Genomic DNA, 14821 nt, shown 5'->3' with positions numbered 1-14821 from the left:
ATGCTTCTCATTATCATTAAGCCGTGCTATAATGAGCAAAACTAATGAAATTAGGGGTGTAAAATGATTGAATTCGTACAAATCTCAATGTTCTTTTTGATCTTGGTTCTTTCATTCGGTGCGTTTGCAGTTGTACTTAGAGCTGAAGCTATTAAAAGTGGATATATCCGTAAGAAAGAAGTAAATCGCCCAGAAAAAGCATCCCAATTCATTTTCAGAAAATCGTATTGACTTTTTAATTGATAAAGATTATCATTATCAGCATAAAAGAAATAAACATGAATTGTGTTCCCCGACACGTTCAAATTGCATAGCTCAAACAAAGCGAAAGAAGTTCCCCCTTCTCCAATTGTTTGAAATTAATAGCTGCCATCGTAGGCAGCTATTTTTTTGGTTTGGTCTGAAACAAATAAAGGTGAGGGGACTTGTTCGCCTTGCGTTATCGTTATTTATGATAAGCTAGTGGGGAATACAACTACATAAATGGTAGTTTATAGCGAAGTAATGGAAAAAGGATGTGCTAATATGAACGAACGTTTAACTAAATTTACAGAGTGGCTTACTGAGCAGAATCAGGATTTTGCTTTCCTCCATTCACCATCAAATGTATTCTACTTAACAAACTTCCATTGTGAACCACATGAAAGGTTACTTGGTCTTTTTGTCGTTCCAAATCATGAGCCGTTTCTTGTTTGTCCAGGCATGGAAGAGTCTCAAGCACGCGATGCAGGTTGGCAGTACGACATTATTGGATATAGTGATTCAGAAGAACCGTTTGATTTTATACATGAAGCATTGAAAGCACGTGGTATACAAAATCCTAAATCTGCTTCAATTGAAAAATCTACACTAGCTTATGAACGAGTTGAAAAGCTTCAGAACCACTTCTCAGAGATTGGGTTTCATTCAGCAGAACTTGGGCTTAATGAACTGCGCCTCATAAAAGATGAGAAGGAAATTGAGATTTTAAGAGAAGCAGCGTCGCTCGCTGACTTTGGCGTTCAAACTGGGGTAGAAGCTCTTCAAGAAGGCATTACTGAGATGGAAGTTCTGGCGACAATTGAATTTGAATTGAAGAAAAAAGGAATCCGAGAAATGTCGTTTTCCACAATGGTTTTATTTGGTGAAAAGTCGGGCCAACCTCATGGGAACCCAGGGCAGCGTAAACTGAAAACAGGCGATTTAGTGTTATTTGATCTTGGTGTCGTTTTGAATGGCTATTGTTCAGACATCACAAGAACTGTTGCTTTCGGTAATATTAATGAGAAACAAAAAGAAATTTATGAAACAGTGTTACGAGCGCAGAACGAGTCACTTTCGATCTCTAAGCCTGGCACACGTCTTGGTGATATTGATCTTGCTGCCCGCAATGTCATAAGTGAGGCTGGTTATGGAGATTTCTTCCCTCATCGAATCGGTCATGGCATTGGTATTGAAGTACATGAGTACCCGTCGATGAGTGAGAAAAATGATAGCCTTCTTCAAAAGGGAATGACTTATACGATTGAACCGGGTATCTATCTTCCTGAAGTCGGCGGAGTTCGTATTGAGGATGATGTACTTGTTACGGATAATGGTTACGAGACGCTAACAAAGTATCCGAAAGAGTTACAAATTATAAGGTAATAGTGAGCCGGCTCCCTACAAGAGTCGGCTTTTCAAAAAGCTGTTATCGTAGACACTATTGCTTTAGAGCGGTTGATTTCCACTCCAGGATGCTCGCTTTCCGCGGGGCGGGCGGTGAGCCTCCTCGTCGCTTACGCTCCTGTGGGGACTCACCTGTCCCGCTAATCCCGCAGGAGTCGAGCACCTTCCGCTCCAATCAACAAAGTGAGGTTCTCTATAGAAAAATCTTTAAAAATCAGCAATCTTTTAGAAAAGAGCCTCAAACTGGTACCATTATATACGTTCTTACAAGACTTTAACGTTATCGTATTAGAAAAGAGCCTTAAAAAAGTAGTGGGATTGTCACGATTAATCTATTTATCAGGGTTTTTGGTGTGTATAATGGGGTTATCATTTTCAGAGTGAAAGAAGTGAAGTTAACGAATGGATAAAGAGAAAAAAATAGAGTATCTGCTCTTTAGTGCCTGGGCGGTTTCCGTTTTTGCGCTTGCAGGAAGCTTATATTTCTCAGAAGTACTTAAATATGAACCGTGTGAATTATGCTGGTACCAGCGAATTCTCATGTACCCACTCGTTCTACTATTAGGTATTGCGATGGTGAAAAAAGATTCCAGACAGTGGGTATATGTTCTGCCACTTTCCATTATTGGAGGTAGTATTTCAATCTATCATTACCTCATTCAAAAAGCAGCATTTTTTGCTGATTCAGCACCTGCTTGTGGAAGAGTACCTTGTACAGGGGAATACATTAATTTACTTGGATTTATTACAATTCCTTTTCTTGCTTTACTAGCTTTTACGAGTATTTCTATTCTAATGATCGTCCTTTATAAACAAACGAAAAAGGAGAATAACATATGAAGAAAGCCATTATTTTTCTTGGAATTGTCATTGTAATATTTGGAGCACTAGCAGTTGTCACGAATATAAGTAATAGTGAGAAAGCTGAGGGTAATCCTTACGGGAAGGATTCGCTCGATCCTGCAACAGTTGATCAGTTAGAAGATCCACTCTATCAGAATCAGATTTTGCCTGATGAACTTGACGAGATGCTATCTGATGAAGAAGATGCATTTGTATATTTTTATAGTCCTACTTGTATTCACTGTAAAAATACGTCACCAGTCCTTGTCCCACTTGCAGAAGATATAGGGATTGACCTTAAGAAGTTCAACCTTCTTGAATTTGAAAATGGCTGGAACGATTATGCCATCGAATCGACTCCAACGCTAGTACGATTTAAAGATGGCAAAGAAGTCGATCGTATTGTTGGATCTCAGTCTGAAGAGACCTTCAAACAATGGATTGAAAAGAATAAGTAAGATAGAAGCACCTGATAAGGGTGCTTTTTTCAATGGAAAGAGAACATTCAAATGTTTAGTTACTGAACTCTCGGGAACTAGAGAGGTGAAGATAAAACGAAAGGTGGATATTCATGAGTCATATTACTGGAAAAGTCGTTATTATTACTGGAGCAAGTAGTGGAATTGGCGAATCTACAGCTAAAAAGCTCGCAGGTGATGGAGCGAAGGTTGTACTTGCAGCACGTCGTGAAGATCGCCTGGAAGAGTTGAAAAAAGAAATAACAAACAACGGTGGCGAAGCGATTATTCAAAAGACCGATGTCACTTCTAGAGAGCAAATGCAGGCTCTAGCTGATAAAACAATTGAAGAGTATGGCCAAATTGATGTTATTATCAATAATGCTGGTCTAATGCCACTTTCATTCTTAAATAAGCTCAAGATTGATGAATGGGACAAGATGGTAGACGTTAATATTAAAGGTGTCCTTTATGGTATTGCAGGCGTTCTTCCACATATGGAAGAAAGAAAATCAGGTCATATTATCAACGTATCTTCTGTAGCAGGTCATGAAATTATGCCAGCAGGAGCAGTTTATTGTGGTACGAAGTTTGCAGTACGTGCTATTACAGAAGGACTTCGTAAAGAGATGTCCCCTTCTACAAACATTCGCGCAACAATTATCTCTCCAGGAGCTGTTGCGACAGAATTAACAAACACCATTACAGATGAAGATGTGCAAGAGAAATTAAACAACCGTGGTCCAAAGGGTCTTGATCCACTTGATCCTGAGGCGATTGCAGATGCTATTTACTATGCAGTTGGTCAACCAGATAGTGTTTCTATTAATGAAGTACTAGTTCGTCCAACATCACAAGGTTAACAAACACCAAAAATCCGTGCTCTTAAAGAGAGCACGGATTTTTTAATGGTATAAGTTAAAGCATGGTTGCAACCATCTTAGCGAGTTGTGCACAGAGCACGGCTGCGTAGCTACCAACAACGTTACCTACTATTCCCATCAAAAGTCCCACTGGAGCTAGAGAAGGTTGGAATACGGACGCAACGATAGGAGCGGAGCTTGTGCCACCAATATTACCTTGAGAGCCTACGGCAACAAAGAATAAAGGTGCTCGTAGTAATCTTGCTGCGATAAAGATTACGAGAATGTGAATGCTGAGCCAGACAATTCCCATTAGAACATATTGTGGGGAATCAATGACGTACGTAAGGTCGGCTCTTGCACCAATGGTTGCGAGTAAAAGGTAAATGGCAGTGTAACCTACTTTACTAGCACCATAGCCTTCTAGTTTCATCACTGGTGTGAATGAGAAAAGAATTCCGATGGCAGAAATAATCATAACTGTCCAAGTTGTCGTTGAGAGAACAGCTGACTGAGGAAGTTTCTCTGCAATTTTAAGAACAATATAAGATACACCAAAAGCTAATCCAAGCAGACCAAGTAGTTGTGGTACCTGAATAGGTCGCTCGTTTTTGCGTTGAATGTCGTTCATTTCTTTATTTACACTTTGAATGATCGAATCATCCGCTTTGTTCCATTTGTTGAATTTATCCTGAAACCCAGCTAGGAAAATCATGATTCCCATCCAACTGTAACCCACGACAGTATCTACTACAATAATTGGAGACAGAATCTCTTTAGGTGTTCCTACAGCTTCAATCATAGCGGCCATGTTCGCTGAACCGCCAATCCAACTCCCTGCTAATGCTGCTACGCCTTTCCATGCGTCCTCAGGTAACCATGGCTGGAAGATGGCAAGCGCAATGGGACCGCCAATAATGACCCCGAGTGTACCAGCGAGGAACATTAATAAAGCTTTAGGTCCAAGTCGTAACGTTGCAGGAACGTTAGCTGATAACAAGAGTAGCAGCAGTCCGACTGGAAGAATGTATGTGGCAACAAATCCATATAGGGACGACTCTTGCGGAATGATTGCAAAGGTCGTAGAAAGCATAGGGATAAAGTATGTCCAGATTAACGGCGGTGCATAGTGGAATAGTTTCTTAAGAACATGGTTCTTTGATTCCCCCAACATAAAGATAAGTCCTACTACTACCGTTAGGTAAACAAATACAGCCATAGGATCTTCTATTAATGGAGAAGCCTTTGACCAGGAAAGTGCAAATATCATGTTGATCACTCCTTGATGTTAACTCTAGTCACAAACATAAATTATACCACCTCTTATCTGTCTATTGCTTTCAATAAGAATTATAGGAAAATTAAAATGATTAAAAATCATAGCTTGTATAATTGGTGCATACATATTGTGGAGAGTAAGCATAAAGGGGTGAGTTCCCATCGGTATATTAAATGAATTTCGTCACTTTGCAATAAGAGGGAACGCAGCTGATATGGGAATTGGTATTGTGTTAGGCGCGGCGTTTAGTAATTTCATAAATTCACTCGTATCTGATATTATCCTTCCGCCGGTAGGACTAGTCTTAGCAAGAATTAACTTCTCGGATATGTTCATTAGCTTAAATGGTCATTACTATCCATCCTTGTCAGATGCGAAAGAAGCTGGCGCAGCTACGATTAATTACGGTTTATTTCTGACAACCTCTATTCGGTTTATCATTGTTTTCTTTTGCGTGTTTCTAGTCGTTCGTCAATTGAATCGCTGGAGGAAGCCCGGACAGGATCCGATTAATGCTATGACTCGTAAAGAATGTCCATATTGTTGTACGCCAATCCCATCCCGAGCTGTTATTTGTCCAAATTGCGCAACTTCCCTTCAAAAGGAACAGGAAAAAGAGAAGCTAGCACTTTATTTTAATAAAGCTTCCTCATCTAGAAACTCTATAAGAAGATAGAAGAGCTCCCTCTTTTTTGAGCAAACGTCTATACATTCCTAATGATTAACTTCTTTTGTGGAGTGGTATTATAGAACTAAAACCACTAAACGAAAGGCGAGGGGAAATATGGTCGGATGTATGCTCATTCATGGTTTTACGGGTGCTCCATATGAAGTCGAACCATTAGCAGAGTATTTTAAAAACCAGACCAATTGGATCTTATCTGTACCAACGCTACCGGGACATGGAGAAGAAGAAACATTGCAAGGCGTTTCTTATAATCAATGGATTGCTACTGCAGAAACAAGCTTAAAAGAGTTAATGGAAAAATGCGATACCGTTTATTTAATTGGTTTTTCAATGGGTGGTGTACTTGCTGGTTATTTAGCTACAAAATATCAAGTGGATAAGCTTGTGTTGTTGAGTGCAGCGATTCACTATATTCACCCAGTTCAAATGATCAAAGACATTAGTGTTATGATAACGGACTTGAGAAAGGGCAGACTTCTTCAAAACGAATTGTTTAATAGGTATAGCAAGAAACTGAAAACAACGCCTGTGCTTGCATCGATTGAATTTCGTAAGCTTGTTCAACGACTTAAACCATCCTTTAAACGTGTATCCGTTCCTACAATTATTCTTCAAGGGAAGCTAGATGGAATGGTTCCATATAAGACTGCCCACACAATATATCATCTCATTGATTCAGATCAGAAGCAGGTGTGTATAATGGAGAAATCGAAGCATCTGATTTGTCACGGTGAAGACCAGGATGACGTTATAGATAAGGTATTTCATTTTCTTACGAATTGATGTATCCGATATCAAATTGTATATACGGACCGGAATCATATATGATAGCTCCTCTTAGGGTCTCGTTACAAAGGAGAAGAAACCTATGTTAAACCCACTCATGACCCCATTAATGATTGAACAATATGCAAAACGCCTAGTTGATCGATTAAAGACCTCTACTTTACGAGGGATTGTCTTGACAGGAAGCTTTGCCAGAGGGGAAGGCGGTCCATTTTCTGATCTAGATGTCTGGTGTTTCTACAATGATAAGAAAATAAAACCGTCATCCATTCCTGAATTAACGGGTGTCACGCTTGATTTGAGAGAAGTAAATCTTAAAGATTTCATGAATGATGCTGATGGAACGAGAGAATATGTAGCCCCATGCTTTGAACAGCTTAACGTTTTTGGCGAGACGCCATTTGTCTTACCTTCTCGACAGAAAATAAAAGAAGGCGTTATGAAGCTTCTCGTATCGACTGAGCAGAGATTAAAACGTACTTTGCCTCCGGTTAATCAATACGAAATCCTTAATGATGTCATGTATTTGCTACGGATTGAACGGTATCTCTTAACATCCCAATACCCTTTAACTTTATCAGAATTGTATTCGATTCAATTCGAGGAAAACAATCGTTTACTTGTTGAATATTATTCTTCTTATTTATATAGGGATAGAACTGTAAGTGAGGAAGAAATTCGAAGCGTAATGGACGTTTTTCTAAATAAACGATTGTAGTTGAAGGGATCTACATATAGAAAGCGAATGAGTAATAAAGTAATAGGTATTGGAATAAAGGTAGGGTGAATAGAATGGCTACATTTGAAGACTTCATGAAGTTAGATATTCGGGTCGGTGAAATTGTAGAAGCGTTGGACTTTAAAAAAGCCAAAAAGCCGGCCTATCAATTAAAAGTAGATCTCGGGCAAGAGATCGGTGTCAAAAAATCCAGCGCCCAAATAAAGGATATTTATAGTAGAGAAGAGTTAATAGGGAAACAAGTACTGGCTGTAGTTAATTTCCCTCCTCGGCAAATAGCGGACTTTATGTCAGAGATTTTGGTGCTTGGCGTATATGGCGAGAATGGTGTGGTTTTGATTCAACCGGATCAAAGGGTGAACAATGGAGATAAGCTGGGGTAAAGGGATGCTACCATGCATCCTTTTTTTGTTGTAGAGAATGTAAAAGATGGGATATGATGGTGTAATATCTATTTCTGTAGGAGAGGTGTTAGATGATGAAACAAGAGGAAGCGGTAGACGTTATTACTTTAGCGTTAATGAAAGATCCGTGCGTGAAAGCTGTTTTTCTAAAAGGGTCAATGGGTCGAAATGAGCATGATGCCAATTCGGATGTCGATCTCTATTGCTTGGTAGAAGAGGATGACAAAGAAGCCTTTCTGAAAAATAGAAAAGCACATGTGGAAACTTATGCAAATCTTTTATTCTATGATGAAATTTTTATCATTGCACCGCAAATTATCGCGGTGTACGATGATATGCTCCATCTGGATCTTTTTACAGTAACGGATGAGACAATTATCGAAAAGGACTACTTTACAATTTTATATGATCCAGATAATCGTATGTCCAAATATAATCAGCATTTAACATTATCTCATCAAGAGTTTATTAATGATGTCGATGACACAGCCTTCTTTTTATTTCAATATGAGAAAGCGAAAAGAAGAGGGAATAAAGTATGGTCCGTTCAAATGCTAAACAACGTCATGGTCCATTTCGCAAGAGTACTTTTGCATCACTACCATCCAGATAGAGCGCAACTCGGTTTAAAAACGCTCGATTCAACCTTATGTGAGGAACAGATTGAAAAGGTAGAAATGATTTTCCGTCATCTAACCGTTGATCATTATGAAACGGCAGCTGAGCTTATTAGAAGTTGGTTGAAAGAAGAGGAAAAGTGGATTATGGAACAAATCGAAGATACGGGATACACACAGGGCTTTCTTAAAAGAATGATCTAATGTGACTAGATCCTACAATGCGTCGTTATTTAATTGTAGTTAGAAGAGGTGCCATGGTATGGCACCTCTTCTTTCTTTAACATTATAAGTGGTTAACAGGAATAGTCTCTGGCTCGAAGGCTATTTTCGCTCCTTCATAAATCGCTCTTTTTGCATCAAGTTCTCCGGCAAGTCGGGCGCCGCCAATAACCGCAATTTGAATTCCCTTCTGTTCAAGGGCTCGATATTCTTTCGGAACGTTAGATTCTTGCCCTGCAGCTAGAATAACCGTATCTGCTTCAAGCACTTCCTCTTCCCCAGTCTTAGTATCTGTAATTCGGATTCCCTTTTCCGTAATTTCTTCATACACAAGGTTAGTGCGGAAGCGTACACCATTTTGTTTTAATTCCTGAAGCATAGCCCATTTTGTTGTTTTGCCAAGCCCCTCACCCATTTTTCCGTTTCGTCTAAGTAAGAGGATATCGTTTATTCCTTTTTCTATAAGAAAGTGAGAGACGTCGCACCCAATTCCACCAGCGCCTATGATGACAACTTTTTTGCCAGCTGTAACTTTACTGGAAAGAACATCAGGGTAGCGAACTGCATGTTCAATTCCAGGAATAACAGGCTCCCTTGGGATAACCCCAGTTGCTAGAACTACCGTATCAGGTGAGTGTGAAAGAATGTCTTCAACAGTGGGTTTATGGTTGAGAGCAACTTGAACACCTAATCGTTGTAATTCTGTTGTATAGAAGCGGATTGTCTCATCGAATTCTTTCTTAATCGGTATTTTGCGTGCGAGATTGAACTGTCCACCAATTGAAGGTCCAGCTTCGTAGAGAGCTACCTGATGTCCTAATTCAGCATGTGCCCGTGCTGCCTCCATTCCTGCGACACCACCACCGATGACAACAACCTTTTTGGGGTTTTCGGTTTGTTTGATATGCCATTTATGTTCTCGACCAGCTCGTGGATTCACGAGGCATGACACTGCTTTACCTTCAAATGCATGATCAAGACATGCTTGATTACATGCAATACAGGTGTTGATTTGATCAAGTGTCTCTTCTTTTGCTTTTTTCAGTAACTGAGGATCAGCGAGAAAAGGTCTTGCCATCGAAACCATATCCAATTTGTGTAGCAGCTCTTCTGCGAGTACAGGGTCATTAATACGATTGCTTCCAACGACAGGAATGTTTACTGCGTCTTTAATTTGTAAGGAAGGTTGTATAAAGCCTGCTCTAGGTACCATCATAGAAATAGTAGGGACAGTCGATTCATGCCAGCCAATGCCAATGTTTAGAAGATCTGCTTCGTTCGCTTCTAGTCGTTTCGCGAGTTCAACCGTTTCTTCAGGTGTTGAGGAATTTGGTACAAGATCGAGCCCTGACATTCTAAAAATGATAGGATAATCATCTCCAACTGCTTTACGTACTGACTTTAGGACTTCAATAGCAAACCTGGATCTTCTCTCAAAATCTCCGCCCCATTTGTCAGTCCGCTTATTCGTAGAGGGAGAGAGAAACTGGTTGATGAGATACCCTTCAGACCCCATAATTTCTACTGCATCAAATCCTACTTCTTTTGCTTTTCTCCCAGCTTCGGCATAAGATTCAAGTAGATTAAGAATATCAAGCTCATTTAGTTCTACTGGTGTTTCTCGGTGTATGGGCGACTTAATTGGTGAGGGTGCTACTGAAGGAACACGATTCATCTCTGAATAGGCATAGCGTCCAGCATGAAAAAGCTGAGCAGCAATTCGTCCGTTCGCCATATGAACACGCTTCGTTAATCGTTCCATTACTTCTAGATCTTCGTCGCGGTAAAACCCAAGAAAGTGGTGACCACCATCTCCTTCGGGAGAAACTGATATACCACCAGTCACAATAATACCTGGGCCATAAGCTCCTGACCGTTCAGTATAAAAAGAAATCAGTGCTTCTTCCTGTTCTTTACTTCCTTCCATACCAAGGTGCATGGAACCCATCATAATTCTGTTTGGCAATGTTAAATTCCGTAGTTGAATTGGTTCAAATAACTTTTTCCATTCCATTTTCATTCACCACACTTCTCTGTTTTGAACACAATTCGATGAATGGTCATTCATTTCCTGTTTTTTTCTTTTATTCCATAAAAAAAACGCGCTTACGCACGTCTTTTTAATTGGCTGTTTTCGTAGACATTGTTGTTATAAAGCGGTTGATTTCCGCTCCAGGATGCTCGCTTTCCTCGGCGCGCTAGTCCCGCAGGAGTCGAGCACCTTCCGCTACAATCAACTTCAATGTGTGGTTTTTTATACAAAACCTCTTTCAAAAACAACATTCTTCAAGAAAAGAGCCTTCTAAATTTATTTATTTCTTTTTAAATGCTACAAGTAATGCGCCTTCACCTGCATATGTTCCAATAAGTGGTCCCATTGTAGATAAGATAACATCCTTAAATTTGTATCGTTCTTGAATTTGTGCGACTAGCGCTTTGGCTTTGTCTTCGCAATTGCTGTGTGCTACGGCAATGACCTTGTCTTCAAGGTTATGACCATACTCTCCAATTTTCTTGATGAATTCACGCACTGCACGTTTGTTACCTCGGACTTTATCAAGTACTTCGAGTGATCCGTCTTCATTGCTTGCTCTCATTAGTAGCTTGATATTAAGTGCTGAGGCAATTGTTCCTCGAACACGGTCAAGTCTTCCGCCTTTAATAACGTTCTCTAATGTATCGAGTAGAAACATGGTTAGCGTATCTTCTGTATACTCATGAGCTTGTTTAACAATTGACTCAAAACTCTCACCGTCACGAGCCATTTCAGCAGCATGACACACAATAATACCAAGACCTGATGAGGCTGTTTTTGCGTTAATCACTTCTACAATCCGATCAGGATGTTCCTCATGGAACATTTTCTTTGCTAAAACAGCGTTATCATAAGTGCTACTTAATGATTCAGATAGGGCTATAACAAGAATTTTATCTTCCGGGCTGGTTTCTTCATATTTTGTAAGAAAGTCCTGTGGTGATGGGGCAGAGGACTTAGGGAGCTCTTTTGATTCTTGTAATTTTTGATAAAACGTTGGTGAATCAAGATCAACTCCAGCTTTGTATTCTTTGTCACCAAAGAGAAGATTAAGTGGAACCACCTTAACGTTTAATTCATTTAGCAGTTCTTCAGGGAAGTCAATACTGCTGTCCGTAATAATTTGAGTTGCCATACAATTACCCCTTTATTCAAATTACCCGCATCCAGGTATTATTTCTATTGTACCATGTCTTAACACGAAATAGATGTTATATCACTCATTGAATGAACCTTCATTGGACAGTCTAATAGAAGAATTTCTGTGAGGTGAGATGTGAATGACAATTATTCGACTTGGCTATGTTGCAATGAGTATGGAGCTTGTAAACAGCTCGCCTTCTCAAACGATGACATTTGCCCAATTTCAGAAGCTAGAAAATAGAGATGCAGCGATTCGTAAGCTTGAGAGAATCGCTAAATCAAATTTGCAAAATTGTCTCCGCCTTCTTAAGCATAACAAAGGCAATGACATACATTTTTTTCGTTTTAGTTCAAGGTTGATTCCGCTTGCAAATCATGAGGAATTGAACGATTGGAATTACCTTAAACCCCTAACGAGTGAGTTAAAAGAGCTAGGTGACTTTGCGAAGCAAGAAGAGATGCGTGTGGACTTTCATCCTGATCATTTTGTGTTATTGAATTCTCCAAAAAAAGAAATTCTCAAAGCCTCAACAGCTACGCTTGCTCTACATGTAAGACTTTTAGAAGGAATGGGTATAGACCCAATGCATCGCTGCGTATTACACGTTGGTGGAGGGTACAAAGATAAGGAAAAATCGCTTGAGCGTTTCATTCATAATTGGATGTATACCCCACAAAAAATACAGCAAACCATTATCCTTGAAAATGATGATACAACCTTTACGCTACTTGATACGCTCTATTTGTGCGAGAAGTTGAATGTGCCAATGGTTTTCGATTATCATCACCATCTTGCATGTCATGAAACAGAGGAGTGGGCAAATCACTGGGCAAGAGTAGTAGATACTTGGAATGGATCTCCTTTACCTGTAAAGATGCACATCTCATCACCAAAAAGCGATAAGGAATTTCGTAGTCATGCTGATTACATAGATGTTGATCTGTTTTTTCAATTTCTAAATGAAGTGAAAGGTAGCACCCCACAGATTGACTGCATGATTGAAGCGAAGCAAAAAGATGCTGCCCTGTTTCGACTAATGGATGAGATCAAGAAGAGGAATGACGTTGAAATTATCGATGGGTCTACATTTAAATTAAAATAAAAACCGGGCAAACTCGCCCGGTTTTATTCTGTGATTTTTTTGCTTCTTTGTTTTGTTGTAGGGTTTGTTTGATTGGCTTGCTCAACAGCTTGGGCAAGTTCTTTCTTCATACCGCGTTTCTTCTCTTTTGCCAAAAAGATCCCCTCCTTTACTTGATGTTAGCGTGTCCGAAGAGGCACTCTTTATACGAAAAGAAGGTTAGACAGTTTCGAGAGAATGGGTAGATTTTAGCTTGTTAAATAATTTGTAATGGCTTTTAAACAGCTTTCTTTATACGTTTCATGCTTCTTATCATCACCTGTCATCAACCATTGAATCATATAGCCATCAATCATTGATCTAATTGTTTTTCCGTCATCATCGTGGTTTCTATTATGGAAATGACCTTCGCTTTCGCCACGAACTAAAATCATTTTGCTAATGGAAGAACAGTTTTGATAGAAGAGTGCATTAATTTCACGATATCGTTCGTTTCTTGTGGCCTGAGCGAGAAAATCGAGATACACTTTAAAGAATTTCTTGTTCTCCCGAGGGTTAATAAAAACAGCCTCAATATAAGCCTGAAGCATATCTTGAAAAGATGTCTCGTTCACGACAGCAGTTTTTTCTTTTTGGTAAATTCGCTCAGTTATTTCTTCAAGAAGGTGTGCTAGGACATCTTCTTTGTTCTGAAAGTAATAATTTGGAACCCCTTTACTAACATCAGCATAATTAGCAATATCCTGAAGTGTTACAGTCTCATACCCTTTATCTGCAACCGCTTGGTAGGCCGCCTTAATAATTTGTTTTCGTCGTAACTCTGTCTTTTGACTCATCGATCACAACTCCTTACAAATTTATTATACACAACCTATAATTGAGAGAAAAGAATTCAGATTAATTGACCGGTCAGAATAATTTCTGCTATTGTAGTATCGAACTAACGTTTAAAGGAGGATTTTTGTAATGGAACCATTTAAAGCTTTAGTAGTAGATAAAATTGACGATGATACAAAAACTTCAGTAAAAGGATTAACAAAAGAGGAACTTCCTGCTGGTGACGTTCTGATAAAAGTTCAGTATTCTAGTGTGAATTATAAGGATGGATTAGCCACACACCCTAAAGGTAATATCGTAAAGGAATACCCACATGTTCCGGGTATTGACCTAGCTGGTGTTGTGACCGAATCCGAGCACCCAGATTGGAAAGAGGGAGATCAAGTTATTGTCACGAGCTATGAACTTGGAGTTTCTCATTTTGGTGGATTTAGTGAATACGCAAGAGTGAAATCAGAATGGATTGTGCCACTTCCAGAGGGTCTTTCTTTGAAAGAAGCCATGATCTATGGAACAGCAGGATTTACAGCTGCACTTTCGATCTATCAACTTGAGCAAGGTGGTCTCTCACCTGATAAAGGTCCAGTCCTCGTGACCGGTGCTACAGGTGGAGTTGGAAGTATGGCCATAGCGATGCTTGCTAAAAAAGGATACGAGGTTGTTGGAAGTACAGGCAAAGAATCTGAACATGGGTACCTTAAGGAACTGGGGGCAACGACTATTCTAAGTCGAGATGAGGTGGCTCCTGAAGGATTTAAACCAATCGGTAAGCAAAAATGGGCAGGTGCAATAGATCCTGTCGGTGGTTCTACTCTTGCAGCAGTATTAAGTAACACAATGTACGGAGGAGCTGTGGCTGTTAGCGGGCTGACCGGTGGTCCGAAAGTTCCGACTACTGTCTTTCCATTTATCCTAAGAGGCGTTAATCTGCTGGGCATTGACTCCGTCTCTTGTCCTATGGAAAAAAGAAAAGTAATTTGGGAAAAGGCTGCGAATGAATATAAGCCTACAGAACACCTTGAGGCGATCCATAATGAAGTGACACTTGAGGAACTTCCTGAAGTATTAAACTCAATATTAAGTGGAAAAATCCGTGGTAGAACAATCGTGAAATACTAGAAAGAAGAGGGAGCAATGCTCTCTCTTCTTTGTTTTTTTTGGGTTGAAGTTGTATGTTG

The 14821-nt window shown here is 39.7% G+C and carries 16 protein-coding genes; 12 read left to right on the top strand and 4 right to left on the bottom strand.

The annotated features are described in order from the left end of the window. Positions 1–63: 63 nt before the first annotated feature. The 5 genes from FBF83_RS21015 (at position 64) to FBF83_RS19060 (ending at position 3811) form a co-directional block, all read left to right on the top strand. Positions 64–231 carry a hypothetical protein gene (locus FBF83_RS21015; protein WP_169525644.1) on the top strand — a complete coding sequence of 56 codons (168 nt, stop codon included), beginning with the start codon at positions 64–66 and terminating at the stop codon, positions 229–231. 294 nt (positions 232–525) lie between these two features. Then, positions 526–1626, top strand: coding sequence for a M24 family metallopeptidase (locus FBF83_RS19075; protein WP_136948725.1), 1101 nt, complete (start codon positions 526–528; stop codon positions 1624–1626). A gap of 423 nt (positions 1627–2049) precedes the next feature. Then, the gene (locus FBF83_RS19070) at positions 2050–2487 is read left to right on the top strand and encodes a disulfide oxidoreductase (protein ID WP_136948724.1); all 438 of its coding nucleotides are present in this window, start codon (positions 2050–2052) and stop codon (positions 2485–2487) included. After that, positions 2484–2948, top strand: a complete 465-nt coding sequence (locus FBF83_RS19065; RefSeq protein WP_136948723.1) for a thioredoxin family protein — start codon at positions 2484–2486, stop codon at positions 2946–2948. The genes FBF83_RS19070 and FBF83_RS19065 overlap by 4 nt, the downstream gene beginning before the upstream one ends. A 113-nt stretch (positions 2949–3061) precedes the next feature. Then, a complete protein-coding gene (locus FBF83_RS19060; protein ID WP_136948722.1) occupies positions 3062–3811 on the top strand; it encodes an SDR family oxidoreductase in 750 nt (249 codons plus the stop codon). A gap of 55 nt (positions 3812–3866) precedes the next feature. Here FBF83_RS19060 and FBF83_RS19055 read toward each other — a convergent pair whose 3' ends face one another. After that, on the bottom strand, positions 3867–5081 hold the full coding sequence (locus tag FBF83_RS19055) for a DUF819 domain-containing protein (RefSeq protein ID WP_136948721.1): 1215 nt from the start codon (positions 5079–5081) through the stop codon (positions 3867–3869). A 169-nt stretch (positions 5082–5250) separates the two neighbouring features. On the opposite strand from FBF83_RS19055, the gene mscL reads away from it, so the two are divergent. The 5 genes from mscL (at position 5251) to FBF83_RS19030 (ending at position 8528) form a co-directional block, all read left to right on the top strand. Further along, the gene (gene mscL / locus FBF83_RS19050) at positions 5251–5766 is read left to right on the top strand and encodes a large conductance mechanosensitive channel protein MscL (RefSeq protein ID WP_136948720.1); all 516 of its coding nucleotides are present in this window, start codon (positions 5251–5253) and stop codon (positions 5764–5766) included. Between the two features lie 108 nt (positions 5767–5874). Continuing rightward, positions 5875–6561, top strand: a complete 687-nt coding sequence (locus tag FBF83_RS19045; RefSeq protein ID WP_136948719.1) for an alpha/beta hydrolase — start codon at positions 5875–5877, stop codon at positions 6559–6561. 85 nt (positions 6562–6646) lie between these two features. Continuing rightward, a complete protein-coding gene (locus FBF83_RS19040) occupies positions 6647–7282 on the top strand; it encodes a nucleotidyltransferase domain-containing protein (protein ID WP_136948718.1) in 636 nt (211 codons plus the stop codon). Between the two features lie 74 nt (positions 7283–7356). Continuing rightward, positions 7357–7686, top strand: coding sequence for a tRNA-binding protein (locus FBF83_RS19035; RefSeq protein ID WP_136948717.1), 330 nt, complete (start codon positions 7357–7359; stop codon positions 7684–7686). A gap of 92 nt (positions 7687–7778) precedes the next feature. Continuing rightward, entirely contained in the window at positions 7779–8528 is a 750-nt protein-coding gene (locus FBF83_RS19030) for a nucleotidyltransferase domain-containing protein (protein WP_136948716.1), read from the top strand. An 82-nt stretch (positions 8529–8610) separates the two neighbouring features. Here FBF83_RS19030 and FBF83_RS19025 read toward each other — a convergent pair whose 3' ends face one another. Further along, positions 8611–10566, bottom strand: coding sequence for an NADPH-dependent 2,4-dienoyl-CoA reductase (locus tag FBF83_RS19025; protein ID WP_338109135.1), 1956 nt, complete (start codon positions 10564–10566; stop codon positions 8611–8613). A gap of 292 nt (positions 10567–10858) precedes the next feature. Then, entirely contained in the window at positions 10859–11716 is an 858-nt protein-coding gene (locus FBF83_RS19020) for a DegV family protein (RefSeq protein WP_136948715.1), read from the bottom strand. Between the two features lie 145 nt (positions 11717–11861). Here FBF83_RS19020 and uvsE point away from each other — a divergent pair, with 145 nt between their 5' ends. Then, positions 11862–12827 (top strand): UV DNA damage repair endonuclease UvsE, encoded by a 966-nt coding sequence (uvsE, locus tag FBF83_RS19015; protein ID WP_136948714.1) that lies wholly within the window; start codon positions 11862–11864, stop codon positions 12825–12827. A gap of 227 nt (positions 12828–13054) precedes the next feature. On the opposite strand, the gene FBF83_RS19010 is transcribed toward uvsE, so the two are convergent. Next, on the bottom strand, positions 13055–13642 hold the full coding sequence (locus FBF83_RS19010) for a TetR/AcrR family transcriptional regulator (RefSeq protein ID WP_136948713.1): 588 nt from the start codon (positions 13640–13642) through the stop codon (positions 13055–13057). 130 nt (positions 13643–13772) lie between these two features. Here FBF83_RS19010 and FBF83_RS19005 point away from each other — a divergent pair, with 130 nt between their 5' ends. Further along, positions 13773–14762 (top strand): NADPH:quinone oxidoreductase family protein, encoded by a 990-nt coding sequence (locus FBF83_RS19005; RefSeq protein WP_136948712.1) that lies wholly within the window; start codon positions 13773–13775, stop codon positions 14760–14762. Positions 14763–14821: the final 59 nt, after the last annotated feature.

The organism is Guptibacillus hwajinpoensis (assembly GCF_005144865.1).
GTDB classification, from domain to species: Bacteria; Bacillota; Bacilli; order Bacillales; family Guptibacillaceae; genus Guptibacillus; species Guptibacillus hwajinpoensis_A.
The sequence above is the reverse complement of the archived record's forward strand: the minus strand, read 5'-3'. Positions and strand labels throughout refer to the sequence as shown.

Coding starts and splice junctions, on each gene's coding strand:
- FBF83_RS19005 (WP_136948712.1), top strand. CDS start 13,773: ATGGAACCATTTAAAGCTTTAGTAGTAGATAAAATTGACGATGATACA.
- FBF83_RS19010 (WP_136948713.1), bottom strand. CDS start 13,642: ATGAGTCAAAAGACAGAGTTACGACGAAAACAAATTATTAAGGCGGCC.
- FBF83_RS21015 (WP_169525644.1), top strand. CDS start 64: ATGATTGAATTCGTACAAATCTCAATGTTCTTTTTGATCTTGGTTCTT.
- FBF83_RS19075 (WP_136948725.1), top strand. CDS start 526: ATGAACGAACGTTTAACTAAATTTACAGAGTGGCTTACTGAGCAGAAT.
- FBF83_RS19040 (WP_136948718.1), top strand. CDS start 6,647: ATGTTAAACCCACTCATGACCCCATTAATGATTGAACAATATGCAAAA.
- FBF83_RS19035 (WP_136948717.1), top strand. CDS start 7,357: ATGGCTACATTTGAAGACTTCATGAAGTTAGATATTCGGGTCGGTGAA.
- FBF83_RS19025 (WP_338109135.1), bottom strand. CDS start 10,566: ATGAAAATGGAATGGAAAAAGTTATTTGAACCAATTCAACTACGGAAT.
- FBF83_RS19020 (WP_136948715.1), bottom strand. CDS start 11,716: ATGGCAACTCAAATTATTACGGACAGCAGTATTGACTTCCCTGAAGAA.
- FBF83_RS19055 (WP_136948721.1), bottom strand. CDS start 5,081: ATGATATTTGCACTTTCCTGGTCAAAGGCTTCTCCATTAATAGAAGAT.
- FBF83_RS19065 (WP_136948723.1), top strand. CDS start 2,484: ATGAAGAAAGCCATTATTTTTCTTGGAATTGTCATTGTAATATTTGGA.
- FBF83_RS19060 (WP_136948722.1), top strand. CDS start 3,062: ATGAGTCATATTACTGGAAAAGTCGTTATTATTACTGGAGCAAGTAGT.
- uvsE (WP_136948714.1), top strand. CDS start 11,862: ATGACAATTATTCGACTTGGCTATGTTGCAATGAGTATGGAGCTTGTA.
- FBF83_RS19030 (WP_136948716.1), top strand. CDS start 7,779: ATGATGAAACAAGAGGAAGCGGTAGACGTTATTACTTTAGCGTTAATG.
- FBF83_RS19070 (WP_136948724.1), top strand. CDS start 2,050: ATGGATAAAGAGAAAAAAATAGAGTATCTGCTCTTTAGTGCCTGGGCG.
- FBF83_RS19045 (WP_136948719.1), top strand. CDS start 5,875: ATGGTCGGATGTATGCTCATTCATGGTTTTACGGGTGCTCCATATGAA.